The organism is Pseudobacillus wudalianchiensis, from assembly GCF_001685015.1.
Lineage (GTDB): Bacteria > Bacillota > Bacilli > Bacillales > Domibacillaceae > Pseudobacillus > Pseudobacillus wudalianchiensis.
The window spans coordinates 192,727-207,845 of the sequence record NZ_MAYT01000032.1; the positions used below are offsets into that span (position 1 = coordinate 192,727).

At 42.3% G+C, this 15,119-nt stretch carries 17 protein-coding genes and 11 tRNA genes; all 28 read left to right on the top strand.

The window, feature by feature from the left end; translation table 11 throughout:
• Nucleotides 1-69 precede the first annotated feature (69 nt).
• The 28 genes from A8F95_RS21350 to A8F95_RS21485 all read left to right on the top strand — a co-directional run bounded on the left by A8F95_RS21350 (nucleotide 70) and on the right by A8F95_RS21485 (nucleotide 15,078).
• Complete coding sequence (locus A8F95_RS21350) at nucleotides 70-543, top strand: PH domain-containing protein (RefSeq protein WP_065412393.1); 474 nt, start codon at nucleotides 70-72, stop codon at nucleotides 541-543.
• Nucleotides 536-2,002 carry a PH domain-containing protein gene (locus A8F95_RS21355; RefSeq protein WP_065412394.1) on the top strand — a complete coding sequence of 489 codons (1,467 nt, stop codon included), beginning with the start codon at nucleotides 536-538 and terminating at the stop codon, nucleotides 2,000-2,002. The genes A8F95_RS21350 and A8F95_RS21355 overlap by 8 nt, the downstream gene beginning before the upstream one ends.
• 4 nt (nucleotides 2,003-2,006) lie before the next feature.
• Nucleotides 2,007-2,357 carry a holo-ACP synthase gene (gene acpS / locus A8F95_RS21360; protein WP_065412395.1) on the top strand — a complete coding sequence of 117 codons (351 nt, stop codon included), beginning with the start codon at nucleotides 2,007-2,009 and terminating at the stop codon, nucleotides 2,355-2,357.
• 83 nt (nucleotides 2,358-2,440) lie between these two features.
• Complete coding sequence (locus A8F95_RS21365) at nucleotides 2,441-3,457, top strand: LolA family protein (protein WP_065412396.1); 1,017 nt, start codon at nucleotides 2,441-2,443, stop codon at nucleotides 3,455-3,457.
• Nucleotides 3,458-3,706: 249 nt separating this feature from the next.
• A complete protein-coding gene (gene alr, locus A8F95_RS21370; RefSeq protein WP_065412397.1) occupies nucleotides 3,707-4,867 on the top strand; it encodes an alanine racemase in 1,161 nt (386 codons plus the stop codon).
• 182 nt (nucleotides 4,868-5,049) lie between these two features.
• Nucleotides 5,050-5,331 (top strand): CopG family ribbon-helix-helix protein, encoded by a 282-nt coding sequence (locus A8F95_RS21375; RefSeq protein WP_049659765.1) that lies wholly within the window; start codon nucleotides 5,050-5,052, stop codon nucleotides 5,329-5,331.
• A gap of 5 nt (nucleotides 5,332-5,336) precedes the next feature.
• Complete coding sequence (locus tag A8F95_RS21380) at nucleotides 5,337-5,687, top strand: type II toxin-antitoxin system PemK/MazF family toxin (protein WP_041100719.1); 351 nt, start codon at nucleotides 5,337-5,339, stop codon at nucleotides 5,685-5,687.
• A 381-nt stretch (nucleotides 5,688-6,068) separates the two neighbouring features.
• Complete coding sequence (locus A8F95_RS21385; RefSeq protein ID WP_065412398.1) at nucleotides 6,069-6,902, top strand: RsbT co-antagonist protein RsbRA; 834 nt, start codon at nucleotides 6,069-6,071, stop codon at nucleotides 6,900-6,902.
• Nucleotides 6,899-7,255 carry an STAS domain-containing protein gene (locus tag A8F95_RS21390; protein WP_049659773.1) on the top strand — a complete coding sequence of 119 codons (357 nt, stop codon included), beginning with the start codon at nucleotides 6,899-6,901 and terminating at the stop codon, nucleotides 7,253-7,255. The genes A8F95_RS21385 and A8F95_RS21390 overlap by 4 nt, the downstream gene beginning before the upstream one ends.
• A gap of 3 nt (nucleotides 7,256-7,258) precedes the next feature.
• Entirely contained in the window at nucleotides 7,259-7,654 is a 396-nt protein-coding gene (locus tag A8F95_RS21395) for an anti-sigma regulatory factor (RefSeq protein ID WP_049659778.1), read from the top strand.
• A gap of 11 nt (nucleotides 7,655-7,665) precedes the next feature.
• A complete protein-coding gene (locus A8F95_RS21400; RefSeq protein WP_065412399.1) occupies nucleotides 7,666-8,676 on the top strand; it encodes a PP2C family protein-serine/threonine phosphatase in 1,011 nt (336 codons plus the stop codon).
• Nucleotides 8,677-8,749: 73 nt separating this feature from the next.
• Nucleotides 8,750-9,079, top strand: a complete 330-nt coding sequence (locus A8F95_RS21405; protein WP_065412400.1) for an anti-sigma factor antagonist — start codon at nucleotides 8,750-8,752, stop codon at nucleotides 9,077-9,079.
• Between the two features lie 2 nt (nucleotides 9,080-9,081).
• A complete protein-coding gene (rsbW, locus tag A8F95_RS21410) occupies nucleotides 9,082-9,549 on the top strand; it encodes an anti-sigma B factor RsbW (protein WP_065412401.1) in 468 nt (155 codons plus the stop codon).
• Nucleotides 9,527-10,321 carry an RNA polymerase sigma factor SigB gene (gene sigB, locus A8F95_RS21415; RefSeq protein WP_049659788.1) on the top strand — a complete coding sequence of 265 codons (795 nt, stop codon included), beginning with the start codon at nucleotides 9,527-9,529 and terminating at the stop codon, nucleotides 10,319-10,321. The genes rsbW and sigB overlap by 23 nt, the downstream gene beginning before the upstream one ends.
• On the top strand, nucleotides 10,321-10,914 hold the full coding sequence (locus tag A8F95_RS21420) for a PP2C family serine/threonine-protein phosphatase (RefSeq protein WP_065412402.1): 594 nt from the start codon (nucleotides 10,321-10,323) through the stop codon (nucleotides 10,912-10,914). The genes sigB and A8F95_RS21420 overlap by 1 nt, the downstream gene beginning before the upstream one ends.
• Nucleotides 10,915-10,970: 56 nt before the next feature.
• Nucleotides 10,971-13,148 (top strand): Tex family protein, encoded by a 2,178-nt coding sequence (locus A8F95_RS21425; protein ID WP_065412403.1) that lies wholly within the window; start codon nucleotides 10,971-10,973, stop codon nucleotides 13,146-13,148.
• Between the two features lie 24 nt (nucleotides 13,149-13,172).
• Nucleotides 13,173-13,649, top strand: a complete 477-nt coding sequence (locus A8F95_RS21430; protein ID WP_065412404.1) for a SprT family protein — start codon at nucleotides 13,173-13,175, stop codon at nucleotides 13,647-13,649.
• A gap of 138 nt (nucleotides 13,650-13,787) precedes the next feature.
• A tRNA-Asn gene (locus tag A8F95_RS21435) sits at nucleotides 13,788-13,862 on the top strand.
• A gap of 11 nt (nucleotides 13,863-13,873) precedes the next feature.
• Nucleotides 13,874-13,964 (top strand) — tRNA-Ser (locus A8F95_RS21440).
• Nucleotides 13,965-13,982: 18 nt separating this feature from the next.
• A tRNA-Glu gene (locus A8F95_RS21445) sits at nucleotides 13,983-14,054 on the top strand.
• A gap of 21 nt (nucleotides 14,055-14,075) precedes the next feature.
• Nucleotides 14,076-14,150, top strand: a tRNA-Gln gene (locus tag A8F95_RS21450).
• A gap of 4 nt (nucleotides 14,151-14,154) precedes the next feature.
• Nucleotides 14,155-14,227, top strand: a tRNA-Lys gene (locus A8F95_RS21455).
• An 8-nt stretch (nucleotides 14,228-14,235) separates the two neighbouring features.
• Nucleotides 14,236-14,317: transfer RNA gene (locus tag A8F95_RS21460), tRNA-Leu, on the top strand.
• A 281-nt stretch (nucleotides 14,318-14,598) separates the two neighbouring features.
• A tRNA-Leu gene (locus A8F95_RS21465) sits at nucleotides 14,599-14,681 on the top strand.
• A gap of 8 nt (nucleotides 14,682-14,689) precedes the next feature.
• Nucleotides 14,690-14,766, top strand: a tRNA-Arg gene (locus A8F95_RS21470).
• Between the two features lie 54 nt (nucleotides 14,767-14,820).
• Nucleotides 14,821-14,903 (top strand) — tRNA-Leu (locus A8F95_RS21475).
• An 8-nt stretch (nucleotides 14,904-14,911) separates the two neighbouring features.
• Nucleotides 14,912-14,988 (top strand) — tRNA-Arg (locus tag A8F95_RS21480).
• Between the two features lie 13 nt (nucleotides 14,989-15,001).
• Nucleotides 15,002-15,078: transfer RNA gene (locus A8F95_RS21485), tRNA-Pro, on the top strand.
• Nucleotides 15,079-15,119: the final 41 nt, after the last annotated feature.

A 15,119-nucleotide genomic window follows, 5' to 3' on the forward strand; every position in this document is an offset into this window, starting at 1 on the left:
CAGAATGAAACTTTTACCTCTACTGAAACGTTAGAACAAGAAAACCATAATGAAGGCTGTGGATAGGCAATGAAAGAGCCGGCGAAAAGAATTTCAACAAAGGCTTTACGAGTTTGGCGAATATCAGGAGTCATAAGCTCGGTGTTTTTATGGCTGCTGCTAATCGGGGCGAGTGTCGCGATTTTTATGAATCAGTGGCCGCTCTGGATCTTTTTTATTCTTGTGGCTGTGGGGGTAGCAGAAGTACTGATTGTGGTTGTCATTCTGCCAAATATGCGCTGGAAGAGATGGCGGTATGAAGTACGGGAGCGGGAGATTGAGCTGCAGCGAGGAGTGTTTATTGTTCGCCGCACGCTTATCCCTATGACTCGTGTGCAGCATGTAGATACGAAGCAGGGACCGCTTTTGCGAAAATATGGACTAGGGGCTATTCACATCTCCACGGCTGCGACGATTCATGAAATACCAGCCGTGGAGATAGAAGAAGCAGAGGAGATGAGAAAGGTGATTGCAGCTCTTGCAAGGGTAGAAGAAGATGTCTGATCCTAAAAAGCTCCATCCTCTTTCTACATTGCTCACTTTTTTTCGAGAACTAAAAAGTCTTGTCCTGCCGATTGTCTTTCTCTTTTTTATGGGAAATGGCGAAAAACATAACATTTGGGATTACGTACCGATCATCGGGATAGGAGCCGTTATTTTGTTTGTTCTCGTTTCAGGTGTTGTAAAGTGGCTGCGCTTTACTTATCGACTAGAAGAGAATGAGCTCAAAATTGAATATGGTCTTTTTGTAAAAAAGAAGCGATATATCCCGGTTGAGCGTATTCAAAGTCTAGATCTATCCGCAGGAATCCTCCACCGGATGTTTGGCCTCGTTAAAATAAGAGTGGAAACAGCCGGAGCAGGCGGTGGATCAGATTCAGAAGCCGAATTGACAGCGATTACGAAAGCGGAAGCGCAGGCTCTCCAGCAATTCATTAATGAGGAAAAAAGCCGGAAGGTCTTAGCGAATAAGCAGGATGCCCGTTTCGAAAAAGCAGAGAGTCGGAGCGATAGAGATATTTTTTATCAAGCGGGCCTATTTGAACTGCTGCTGTTAGCAGCCACCTCAGGCGGGATTGGTGTTGTTATTTCGGCTGTCTTCGCTTTTTTATCGCAGTTCCAGGATATGATACCTTATGAGAAGATTTTTAAAGAAGCAGCTCATTTTATCGAGATGGGAACGATCGTAATCGCCATACTTGTTTTTCTCGTTCTGTTTGTTGCTTGGGTGATTTCTATTGGATTAACCCTGCTAAGGTATGCCGGGTTTGCGTTGAGCAAGGAAGAGGGAAACGTGGTGATTCAAAAAGGGCTGCTCGAAAAACAACAGCTCACGATTCCGATGGACCGCATACAGGGAATTACTATTTTAGAAAACCCACTTAGACAAATGTTAGGGTATTGCTCTGTTCATCTTGAAAGTGCAGGGGGAGCAGGTGAAGAAAAAGGCAGCGCAAGCATGGTCATTATACCAATGGTGAAAAAGAAAAAAGCGTTACAAATGCTGGCGGAACTATTTCCGGATTATTGTTTCTCAGCCAGTTTGACACCTCTTCCACTAAGATCAGCCAGCAGATATATTGGAAGAGCGTGCTTATTTGCCACTCCTCCTGTCATAGCCGCAGCCTGGCTGTTTTGGCCGTTTGGGTTATGGGGGCTTACTGCCTTTTTGCCTGCTTTGCTTTATGGATTTGCCCGTTTTAGAGCAGCAGGGTGGAATGTTAGCGCCGGCCAGCTTACCGTAAGAACAAGGGGTGTTTCCCTGCAAACGGTTTTTATGCTCCGTCATCGTATTCAATCCCTGGAAATGATCAAAACATGGCGGCAAAGGCAGAGAAAGCTAGCATCTGTTCATTCGGTTGTTAAAAGCGGAGCAACCGGTAAAAAAATAAAAGTGACTGATGCTTCAGCTGCTGATGCAGAAGAAATATATCAGTGGTACGAGTTAAGGAAGAAGGGATAAGAAGATGATACAAGGCATTGGCATGGATATCGTAGAAATTAGCCGAATTCAAAAGCTCATTGAAAGGCAGCCGAAATTTATTGAACGTATATTAACGAAAAAGGAGCAAGAAATATTTCACAGTAGAAAGGGCCGCCGGCAATATGAATACGCTGCTGGACGCTTCGCAGCTAAAGAAGCTTTTGCCAAAGCGCTTGGAAGCGGAATTGGTGAGACTCTTTCTTTTCAAGATATTGAAACGGCAGCAGATGAATATGGAAAGCCTTATATTGAAGCGCCTTTTTCTTCGGGTGTACATTTATCAATCACACATAGCCAAGAATATGCGGCTGCCCAAGTCATCATCGAAAAATAAATAAAAAAGAACAGCCCCTTTCGGACAATCATATTTTGGAAGGTTGTCTCATATATTTTTAATGCGAAAGGGGTTGTGGTGAAATGACAAAAAGAAGGTTAGTCTGGCTCTTATGCCTGGTTGCTTTATTTGTTCTTTCTGCCTGCGGAGCAAAATCTAAGGAGGATGTGACGAAGGATTTAAATGAAAAAGCGGAAGAGATGAAAGGGTACAAGGCTACCGCGAAGATGACGCTGCAGACAGGAGAGGAAAAACAGGCGTATCACGTAGAAATTTGGAATAAAGACAATCATTTTTACCGTGTAGAATTATCGAATGACAAGAAGGATCAAAGTCAGATGATCTTGAAGAACGAATCGGGTGTATACGTTTTGACGCCATCTTTGAATAAGAGCTTTAAATTCCAAAGTGATTGGCCAAAAAACAGTAGTCAAGCTTATTTGTTTGAGTCGCTTGTCAAAGATATTAAAAGTGACCAGGAAGCAGTATTCAAAGAAACAGACAAGCATTATGTATTTGAAACAAAGACAAGATATCCAAACAGTCACATGCTTCCTCTTCAAGAAATTACGTTTAATAAGCGTGATTTAGCCCCAGTTTCTGTTAAAGTAATGGACCCGGACCGCAAAGCGGTGTTAACGGTCAGCTTTACGAAAGTAGACTTTAAGGCGAGCTTTGAGAAATCATCTTTTGATGTAAAAAAGAATATGACTGGAGCTCAATTAGAGATGCCGGTGCTTGCTCAGGAAAAGGATGAGGAGTTTACGGTTTTTTATCCGCAGGCAGAGGTTGTAGGAAGTCGTTTAATTGAGGAAAATGAAATGTTAACAGCGAATGGCAAGCGGATTGTTCTCACGTATGGAGGGGATAAGTCGTTCACCGTTGTGGAGGAAAAAGCGGCATCGCTGTCGGCAGCCTCGATCGAAACAGCGAGCATGAACGGCGAAATGGCTGATCTTGGCTTTGCTTTTGGAGAAATAACCGATCAGTCACTTTCCTGGTCTTATAAAGGCGTTGATTATATGATTGCTTCTAAAGATTTAAGTGAAGCCGAAATGATTGAAGTGGCCCGATCAATGCAAGCGGAAATGGAAAAGTAAATAGAAATGGCTGCATCAAGCTTGTGATAGATGCAGAGGGGTTTGGGAACGGGAATTCGACGTTCCTTTTTCTTTTGAATAAAAGTCTAGGCGAGTGTAAACAACGAAGCCTGAACGATGAATAATCTCATTTCTAGATCAGTCAGGGGGTTTTTACCGCGACAGCCCTTGCTGTATACTTAAAATAAGGTTGGTGAGAAATTGAATCTTCCAACTTCACGTATACAGATAGGAAAGAAGGGGCAAGTGTTGACAGTAGAGACTAAGTTTTATCGTGATACATGGGCAGAGATCAATCTGGACCATGTTTCGTACAATGTAAGAGAAACGATTAAGTTGCTTCCTGAGGGCAAAAAGTTATTTGCTGTGGTGAAGGCTAATGCTTATGGGCATGGGGATGTGCAAATCGCGAGAACAGCTATAGAAGCGGGTGCGCAAGGGTTAGCTGTTGCTTTCTTTGATGAGGCACTTTCTGTAAAGAAGGCGGATCTCTCCGTTCCACTGCTCGTGCTGGGAGCGAGCAATCCGGAAGCAGCCCAAATAGCGGCTGAGCAGCAAATTTCGTTAACCGTCTTTCGATTAGAATGGTTAAAGGAAGCAGAGAAATACTTAGAGGATGGCCAAGTGCTTCGTGTGCATATTAAGTGCGACACAGGGATGGGAAGGCTTGGCGTCAAAACCGTAGAAGAACTGAATGAATTGGCCGCATTTATTGATGAGTCACCGAAGTTTTTCCTAGAAGGGGTATTCACTCATTTTGCTACAGCGGATGCTCTAGATACGGATTATTTCGAAGAACAATATCAGACCTTCACGAAGATGATAGATGAGCTTAAAGTGAAGCCGGCTTTTGTTCATTGCGCCAACAGCGCCACGACGCTGCGTTTTAAAAAAGCCTACTTTAATGCTGTTCGCCTCGGTATTTCGATGTATGGGCTCGCCCCGTCTAATGAAATGAAAGAGGAGCTGCCGTTTCCGTTAAAACAAGCTTTTTCCCTCCATACGAGAATCGTTCACATTAAAAAGCTGAAAAAAGGTGAAAAGATCAGCTATGGCGCCACCTATGAAACACAAGGAGAAGAATGGATCGCAACATTGCCGATCGGTTATGCAGATGGCTGGCTGCGGAAGCTTCAGGGACAGGAAGTATTAGTCAACGGTAAAAAGGTGCCGATCGTGGGCAGGGTTTGTATGGATCAATGCATGATCCGTCTGCCGGAGGAAATGTCGGTTGGAACTCAAGTGACGCTTATCGGGAAACAGGGAGAAGAAGAAATTACCATGGATGATATTGCCCGAAAGATGGACACAATTAACTATGAAGTTCCTTGTATTATTACCGCACGCGTCCCAAGAGTTTATAAGCAGAACGGCGAAACTATCGAAGTAATAAATTCTTTGTTGAAATGAGAAATTCAATCTATATTTATCGGCGTTTTTTGGAAAAAAATTAGTGAATTTGCGCTTTTTTCTTCTGTTATTTTAAGATAACGGCTAAGAAATCTGAATTCGCCTTCCCTTGCAAAAGAAAAGATGTTATGATGAAAATGACAGTTAACGAGACGGTGTAGTGATTGGTGGAGGTGTAGTTCGTGTCTGAATCAAGCGCAACAACAGAAGTGTTAATTCGTTTGCCACAACAATTTGTTAAAGAACTAGACGGGTATGCTGAACTTGAAAAGATTAACCGTAATGAATTTATCTACAGAGCAACAAAGATGTATCTTCGTGAAAGAAAAAAACGTCAGATTAGAGAATCTATGAGACGTGGTTACATGGAAATGGCGAAAATCAACTTGGCTATCGCTTCAGAGGCCATGCAAGCTGAGTATGAGGCTGGTAATACTGTAGAACGTTTAGTAAGTGGAGGATAATCCGTGTGATAGTTAAGCGTGGTGACGTATATTTTGCAGACCTGTCCCCTGTTGTCGGATCCGAGCAAGGCGGCGTGCGGCCTGTGCTAGTGGTTCAAAACGACATTGGGAATCGGTTCAGTCCCACTATTATTGTTGCTGCTATAACAGCGCAAATTCAAAAAGCTAAGTTGCCTACACATGTTGAAATTGATGCAAAGCGTTACGGCTTTGAACGTGATTCCGTTATCTTACTTGAGCAAATCCGGACAATCGATAAACAACGCTTAACGGATAAAATCACTCAACTTGATGAGGAAATGATGGAAAAAGTGGACGAAGCCTTGCAAATCAGCTTAGGTCTTATTCAGTTTTAAATAGACGCCCGCTAGGTTACACTAGCTGGGCGTCTTGTTTTTTTAGCGTAATTTGCCGATAGACGGTACTCTCGCTTTTTTATTATCGAAATAAACATTATAATGTTTATTAGTGACGATAAATATTAGCGGTGCGAAAAAATGGAAGTGAAAATCAGTTTAGTTTTATGAATGAAGTTGTTAAAATTGAGAAAGCAGATTTGGGAATAATAAACGGACGGGGCTGCCCGGCATATAAAAATAAATTCCTTCAACCTTCTTGCATAGGGACCTGGTAATTACTATGCTTTGAACGAAAGAAAGGAGCCGGACCGTTTAGAGGACAGTCTCTACATAGAGCGGATGCGTGATCACCGAAAAAGAAGAATTGGAGTTGTCTTGATGCGTAAATTAATTTTTGACTATGTGCAAACTCATAAAAGCGAAATATTAAAAGAATGGATTAGCCAGATGAAGCAGGATGCCGATGAGCGTGCTGTTCAAACGATGTCTGCTCAAATGTTTACAAAAACGAGCAGTGAATTTATTGAATTGCTGATTTCTAACTTTACTGAAACGGAGGAAGAGTTTCAGTCGAAGGTAGTGGGATTCGCTGAAAAAATTGTCAGATTAGGGTGGCCGCTGACTATTGTAACACTCGGGCTGCGTACGTTCAGTCATATCGTAGCAGAAGGATTGCAAAGGGAAGAATTAGTCGGACAGCATAATTTTATCGAGTATTCTTTTGAGTTTGAGCGCTGGATGTTCCCTTTGTATAACACTATTATTGATACTTACGCTGACACATGGGAGCGCACCGTTTCTTTACAAAAGATTGCCTTGCAGGAACTATCTGCTCCTCTTATCCCAGTTTTTGAAAAGATATCAGTCATGCCCCTTGTAGGGACGATTGATACGGAAAGAGCTAAGCTTATTATGGAAAACTTGCTGGATGGGGTTGTGAAACACCGTTCGGAAGTGGTCTTAATTGATATTACAGGCGTCCCGGTTGTCGATACGATGGTAGCCCATCATATCATCCAGGCGGCGGACGCTGTTCGACTTGTTGGTGCTAAGTGCATGATTGTCGGCATTCGGCCGGAAATCGCCCAAACCATCGTCACTCTTGGTATTAATCTAGATCAGGTTATTACAACAAGTACGTTGAAAAAAGGAATTGAAGAAGCCTTAGAGATGACGGAAAGAAAAATCATCGAAGTGGAGGAAGAACGATGAGAATACCAATTTTAAAACTTCATGATTGTTTACTAATTTCGATACAATGGGAACTCGATGATCAAACCGCCCTGCAATTCCAAGAGGATTTATTGCATAAAATCCACGAAACGAGCGCAAGAGGGGTAGTAATTGATTTAACCTCGATTGACTTTATTGATTCTTTTATCGCGAAAGTGCTCGGAGATGTAATTAGCATGTCAAAGCTTATGGGAGCGAAAGTAGTGATCACAGGAATTCAGCCAGCCGTTGCTATTACCTTGATCGAATTGGGTATACGCCTTGAAGATGTCTTGACAGCTCTTGATTTAGAAAAAGGTTTGGAGAAACTTCAACGGGAACTGGAGGACTAATCTATGGATTCTTGCGTCAAGATTACAAATGAATGGGACATCGTAGCTGCAAGGCAGCTCGGCAGGAATGTAGCCAAAGACCTAGGATTTGGCACGGTCGACCAGGCCCGTATCACGACAGCTATTAGTGAGCTGGCGCGTAATATTTACCTTTATGCCGGTCAGGGCCAGGTATGCATAGAAAAGACAGAGGCTGCTGGAAAAGTCGGATTAATCATTATTTCAGAAGATCAGGGACCTGGTATTCAAGATCTTCGTAAAGCGATGGAAGACGGTTTTTCTACCTCTGGAGGACTTGGAGCCGGTTTGCCCGGCGTGAAACGCCTTGTAGATGAGTTTACGATTGACTCTACTCCAGGGGAGGGTACACTTATTAGGGCAATCAAGTGGCTCCGTTAAGGAGGGCAAGTATGGAATTTAGGGAAGTAATGCAGGAAAAATATAAAGAAATTCTTGAGAGTTACATGAAGGACCAGAATGAGCAGGCATTGTATCTCAGTCAAAAATTCAGCAGGAAATCCATTGAGCACAAAATCTCTCCTGAAGAAATTATTAGCCTTCATAAAACAGCTCTATTAGATCTTGGAATAGAGTTTTCCGAGGCGATGCTCCCTTCTTTCGACATTTTGCTTGAAGTCATGATGGCATATGGTCTTGCTTATCGTGAGCATCAAAATCTGCGCACCATTCAGCAGGAGTTGAAAAGTGAGATCGAAGTGGCAGCTAATATGCAGCAAACACTTTTGGGGACACAAGTTCCTGATGTGGATTGTCTTGATATTGGGGCCATTAGTGTACCAGCAAGACAAATGAGTGGGGATTATTATCATTTTGTCCAGGATGAACAGGGCGCTGTCAGTGTTGCAATTGCGGATGTTATTGGAAAAGGAATACCAGCAGCGCTTTGTATGTCTATGATTAAATACTCAATGGACAGTCTGCCAGAGGGACAATACGAACCGAGCCAGGTACTTGAAAGCTTAAATAGAGTAGTAGAACAGAATGTAGACCCCACAATGTTTATTACGATGTTCTATGGAATGTACAATACAGTAAATCATACATTCTATTATTCTTCTGCAGGTCATGAACCCGGCTTCTTTTATGACCACAAGACAAAGGATTTTAAAGAGTTGTACGCGAAAGGCTTACTGCTTGGCGTAAGTAAGAAAACAAAGTACCGTCAATTCGAGAAGAAAGTGGAAGTAGGAGATATTATCCTGCTTATGTCTGATGGTGTAACGGAGTGTCGAACAGAGGAAGGCTTTATAGAAGTAGATACCCTAAAGGGATATATTCAAAAGTATATTCATCTAGAAGCCCAGGAAATTGCGGATAAAGTATATAAAGAGCTTGAGTTTTTGCAAGGTTTTCAGTTGCGTGATGATTTTACCTTGATTATTTTAAAGAGAATCAAATAAGGAAAGGTTTATGTTCTTTTAAGCTGGGTATACTTTAAAAACAGTGGAGTAATAAAGAAGAGGTGGGTTTAAAATGAACATTACAATTGATGTGAAAGAAACAGAACTACAAACAAAAGTGAGAATCGCTGGAGAAATTGATGCATATACAGCACCAAAGCTTCGTGAGACTGTATTTCCATATACCGAGAGAGAAACATCTAACATAGTCGTTGATTTATCAGAAGTATCTTATATGGACAGCACAGGCTTAGGAGTATTCGTGGGGCTTTTCAAGAGCTTAAATGCCAACGGAGGTACTCTGCAGTTGATTGGTTTGTCAGAACGCTTAAGAAGATTGTTCGATATTACCGGCCTTGCAGATATTATGAACATTAATTCCGAAGTAGAAGGTGGCGTTTGATAATGGAGGCGTTTGATTACATCGAAATGAAAATCCCGGCCAAACCGGAATTTGTGGGCGTTATTAGGTTGACGCTTTCAGGAATTGCGAGCAGAATGGGATTTACATATGATGCGATTGAAGATTTAAAAATAGCTACTAGTGAAGCGATCACCAACGCTGTTCAACATGCCTATAACGGCGACGAAGAAGGCGAAGTGGTGGTTGGCTTTGCTCTTTATGAGAAGCATTTAGAAGTGATGGTATCTGATAACGGTAAAAGTTTTAACTTTCGAGAAACTAAAAAAGCTTTGGGCCCTTACAAGGAGAATTCTGTGGAGTTTCTGCGTGAAGGAGGCTTAGGTCTATTTCTCATCGAAACACTAATGGACGAAGTGAAGGTTCATCAAAAGGAAGGGGTTACTTTGTTCATGACAAAGTACCTTGAAGGAGAGCAGGTGGAGAGGGATGCAGAAACCATCTCAACCTAATCAAGATGTAAAACAACAAGTGATTGAATGGATTAAAGCTTTTCAAACAGAAAACGATCATGAAGCCCAAGAAAATCTCGTAAAGCATTACCAGGGATTAGTTGAATCGATCGCCCGTAAATATTCTAAAGGCAAATCTTATCATGAAGATATTGCCCAGGTCGGAATGATGGGTCTTTTAGGAGCGATTAGGCGTTATGATGATTCTTACGGTAAGAGCTTTGAAGCCTTTGCCATTCCAACAATCGTTGGTGAGATCAAGAGATTTTTAAGGGATAAAACCTGGAGCGTTCACGTCCCGAGACGTATTAAAGAGCTTGGTCCAAAAATTAAATCGACAGTAGAGGAATTAACTTCAAGCTTGCAGCGGTCTCCAAAGGTAGATGAAATTGCACGTTATCTTGATATTTCCGAAGAGGAAGTCTTAGAAGCGATGGAAATGGGTAAGAGTTATCAGGCTCTATCTGTCGACCACTCAATTGAAGCGGATTCCGATGGCAGCACAGTGACGCTGCTTGATATTGTTGGTAACAAAGAACAAGGTTATGAAAGGGTAGACCAGAGGCTCGTGCTTGAAAAGGTGCTTCACGTATTGTCCGATCGTGAACGTCAAATTATCCAATATACTTATTTAGAGAACATGAGTCAAAAGGATGCAGGGGATAAATTGAATATTTCTCAAATGCATGTATCGCGCCTGCAAAGAAGAGCTATCAAAAAGTTGAAAGAAGCAATTGATGCTGAATCAATGACATCGGAGCGATTGACTTAATGAACTATTTTGAAAATGAACAGCTCGAAATCTGCGCCAATAAAGTGGCCAAAGGTGGCCAGCCTTTTTGCGGAGACAGCTATTATATCCATACAACGGATGATTATTTAATCTGTGTACTAGCAGATGGACTTGGCAGTGGTGAATTTGCTTTTCACTCCTCATCTGCAGTAACAAAGATAGTAGAAGAAAATCATCATGAATCGGTCGACCTTTTAATGAGCTTAAGCAATAATGTTCTTTATCAAAAACGGGGGGCGGCCGTCGCAATTTTAAAAGTGTATTTCCATACTCGTGAATTTGAATACAGTTGTGTTGGCAACATTCGCTTTTACTTGTATACAGACAAAGAAAAATTAACTTATCCATTGCCGGTAACTGGTTATTTATCAGGCCGCCCACAAAAGTATCGGACACAGCGCTTCACTTATGAGGCGAATTGTAAGTTCCTTCTCCACTCAGATGGAATTAACGTTTTGAATGTTAAGGCACTGCTGAGAAACCGTTCTATCCAGCAAATTGCCTCTATCCTTCAAGAAGAAACAGCCAAATCTGGGGATGATTCTACCTATATTATCGGAAGCCTGCTTTAATAAACGCGGGCTTTTTTCTTGTGTTAAAATAGAACATGGAAAAAGGAGGGATTAAGATGCCGGTTCAAGAGCTTTTTGGAAAAGAAAGCTTGATTAGAAAAACAGCTCAGGATGAAAATTTAGAGGTAAAAAAAGTGAGAGCGGTTATTAATCTAATTGAGGAAGGAAATACGGTACCATTTATTGCCCGCTATCGAAAAGAAATGACGGGAGCGCTTAATGAAGTTGAAATTCAATCACTTATCAACCGTTGGAATTACTTGCAAAATTTATCTGCCCGTAAAGAAGAAGTTATTCGTTTGATTGAAGAACAGGACAAGCTAACAGCAGAGTTAAAAGCGGATATTTTACGCGCTGAGAAGCTTCAGGCTGTAGAAGACCTTTACCGTCCTTTTAAACAAAAACGACGAACAAAAGCAACGATCGCTAAGGAAAAAGGTTTATTGCCATTAGCGGAGTGGCTTCTTGCTATGCCAACTTCGTCTGTAACGGCACAAGCTGAAATATACATATCTACAGAAAAAGGCATTGCTTCCGCGGAAGAAGCGATAGAGGGAGCTTTGCACATTATTGCCGAGCAAGCAGCTGATGAGGCAGCCATTCGCCAATGGGTCCGTGATGAAACATTTCGCAATGGGGTGATTCATTCTGCTGCTAAAAACAGTGAGTTGGATGAAAAGAACATCTATGAAATGTACTATACTTACGAAGAACCAGTGGCAAAAATTGTTCCGCACCGTATCTTAGCCCTGAACAGAGGGGAAAAAGAAGATATTTTAAGGGTGACGATTCAGACAGACGTCGATAAAATTGTTCGGTATATGAGTAAACAATACAAGGTAAATGATCAAGTCAAATCTGGAGTATACGTACACGAAGCACTCCAAGATGCTTATAAACGGCTTATCCAGCCATCTGTTGAGCGGGAAGTGAGAAATGAATTAACAGAAAAGGCAGAGGATCAGGCTATCCATATTTTTTCCGAAAACTTAAGGAAACTGCTTTTGCAGCCTCCTTTAAAAGGAAAAGTCGTTCTTGGTGTTGATCCGGCTTATCGAACAGGTTGTAAGCTTGCCGTAGTAGATGAAACGGGTAAGGTGCTATATATAGGCGTTATTTATCCGCATCCTCCAAAGTCGAAGAGAGATGAGGCGGGAACTCTCGTTCAGCAGCTTTTAAAAGAATATAGTGTTGAAATTATTGCCATCGGCAATGGAACAGCTTCGCGGGAAACAGAGCAGTTTATAGCGGACATTATTAAGGAAAGCAAGCAGCAAACATCCTATGTAATTGTCAATGAAGCAGGGGCAAGCGTATACTCTGCCTCCGAGACAGCGCGCGAGGAATTTCCGGATCTTCAGGTCGAGGAGAGGAGTGCTGTATCGATTGCAAGGAGATTGCAGGATCCTTTAGCAGAGTTAGTTAAAATCGACCCTAAATCAGTAGGGGTAGGACAGTATCAGCACGATGTTTCTCAAAAAAAGCTAAATGAATCTTTAACATTTGTAGTAGAAACAGCTGTTAACCAAGTTGGGGTGAATTTAAATACAGCCTCTTCTTCACTCCTGCAGTATGTTGCGGGATTAAATAAAACGGTAGCAAATAATATCGTCAAGTTTAGAGAGGAAAACGGGAAATTTAACAATCGCTCACAAGTAAAAAAAGTTCCTCGTCTTGGTGCAAAAACATTTGAGCAATGTATAGGGTTTTTAAGAATTATAGATGGTCAAGAGCCGCTAGATAAAACAGCTATTCACCCTGAAAGCTATCCAGAAGTAAAGAAACTGCTTCAAAGCGTAGGATACACGACACAAGATGTAGGAACGAAAGAGCTCGCGGAAGCGTTGAATAACATTGCCATCGAGCATGCGGCAGAAGAGACGGGTATTGGTGTTCTGACGATGCAAGATATTACGGACGCTTTAAAAAGACCTGGACGCGATCCGAGGGATGAATTACCAACGCCGCTCTTGAAAACAGGAGTCATGAAACTTGAAGATTTAAAGCCAGGTATGGAAATGCAAGGGACTGTTAGAAACGTCGTAGATTTCGGTGCGTTTGTTGATATTGGTGTAAAAGAAGACGGCCTTGTGCATATTTCAAAAATGAAAAAAGGGTACGTTAAACATCCGCTCGACGTTACCGCAGTCGGAGATATTGTCACTGTCTGGATTGAGCAAGTCGACGAGAAAAAAGGAAGAGTCTCTTTAACAATGATTCCTCCTGAAAAATAAAAAAGAAAAAGGAGTGGGCGGCTAATGACTAACGAAGAACTTCAATTGCTTACAGAAAAGATATCAATCGAACTGTTCGGCCGCCCATTTCTCCACAAAGCTATATTTAATTCACGCTTAAGAACAACTGGCGGCCGTTATATGCTGCGATCTCACAATATAGAAGTAAATAAAAAATATTTAGAAGCCTACGGACAGGAAGAATTAGAAGGCATTATTAAGCATGAATTGTGTCATTATCATTTGCATCTGGAAGGCAAAGGCTATAAACATGGCGATCAAGACTTTAAGCAATTGCTGCGAGAAGTGAACGGGCCGAGGCATTGCACGCCATTAGAGAAAATACAGCCCAAAAAGAGAACTCGTGTACTGGTTTATGAATGTTCTAGCTGCCATCTTGTTTATAAACGGAAAAGAAAGATTAACACTGGCCGTTATGTTTGCGGTAAGTGCAGAGGGGTTATTGTATGCAGGGAGGAAATAGAATCAAATGGAGAATAATACTTTAAGGAGTGGTCGATTATATAAGAAGGTCAGTAAATGACATGAACAGAGCTTTTTATATTTTGTTCAACAAAAATGTTGACTCGCGTACTCCGCTTTAATATAATACAAATTGTCGATAAAATAATTTTCTATTCCGCAGTAGCTCAGTGGTAGAGCAATCGGCTGTTAACCGATCGGTCGCAAGTTCGAATCTTGCCTGCGGAGCCATTGTTTTTTATGGGGAAGTACTCAAGAGGCTGAAGAGGCGCCCCTGCTAAGGGTGTAGGTCGCGTAAGCGGCGCGAGGGTTCAAATCCCTCCTTCTCCGCCATATTTTAATCTTTATTAAGGCCCCTTGGTCAAGCGGTTAAGACACCGCCCTTTCACGGCGGTAACACGGGTTCGAATCCCGTAGGGGTCATTGTTTTCTTTTTAATAATATTGGGCTATAGCCAAGCGGTAAGGCAACGGACTTTGACTCCGTCATGCGCTGGTTCGAATCCAGCTAGCCCAGCCATAATGAGCCATTAGCTCAGTCGGTAGAGCATCTGACTTTTAATCAGAGGGTCGAAGGTTCGAGTCCTTCATGGCTCATCATTTGCGCGGATGTGGCGGAATTGGCAGACGCACCAGACTTAGGATCTGGCGCCGCAAGGCGTGGGGGTTCGACTCCCTTCATCCGCATTGTACATGACGAGCGGCTTGCGTTGTGCAAGCTGTTTTTTTATTTGTAAAATCGTTTGAGAGTCCACATCAATAGAAGAATTAGTAAATGATTTATTTTTTAAAAAAACAGTTGACTAATTGATCATATTACTTTAATATATTCCTAGTGACGCTAAAGCGCGTTTGGAACATTCTTTTGAAATGATAGAAAGCTCTTAAAGAGAGCTAAAAGTCATTTTAAAAAACACTTGACTTGATAAAGATCACGTGTTACAATTTAATTCTGTTGCAAGAAACGTGCGGTCGTGGCGGAATGGCAGACGCGCTAGGTTGAGGGCCTAGTGGGGGCGACCCCGTGGAGGTTCAAGTCCTCTCGGCCGCATCACTATTGCGCCCGTAGCTCAATTGGATAGAGCGTTTGACTACGGATCAAAAGGTTAGGGGTTCGACTCCTCTCGGGCGCGCCATTATATTGATTAACGGGAAGTAGCTCAGCTTGGTAGAGCACTTNCAAGAAACGTGCGGTCGTGGCGGAATGGCAGACGCGCTAGGTTGAGGGCCTAGTGGGGGCGACCCCGTGGAGGTTCAAGTCCTCTCGGCCGCATCACTATTGCGCCCGTAGCTCAATTGGATAGAGCGTTTGACTACGGATCAAAAGGTTAGGGGTTCGACTCCTCTCGGGCGCGCCATTATATTGATTAACGGGAAGTAGCTCAGCTTGGTAGAGCACTTGGTTTGGGACCAAGGGGTCGCAGGTTCGAATCCTGTCTTCCCGACCAGGTATATAATATATGCGGGTGTAGTTTAATGGTAAAACCTC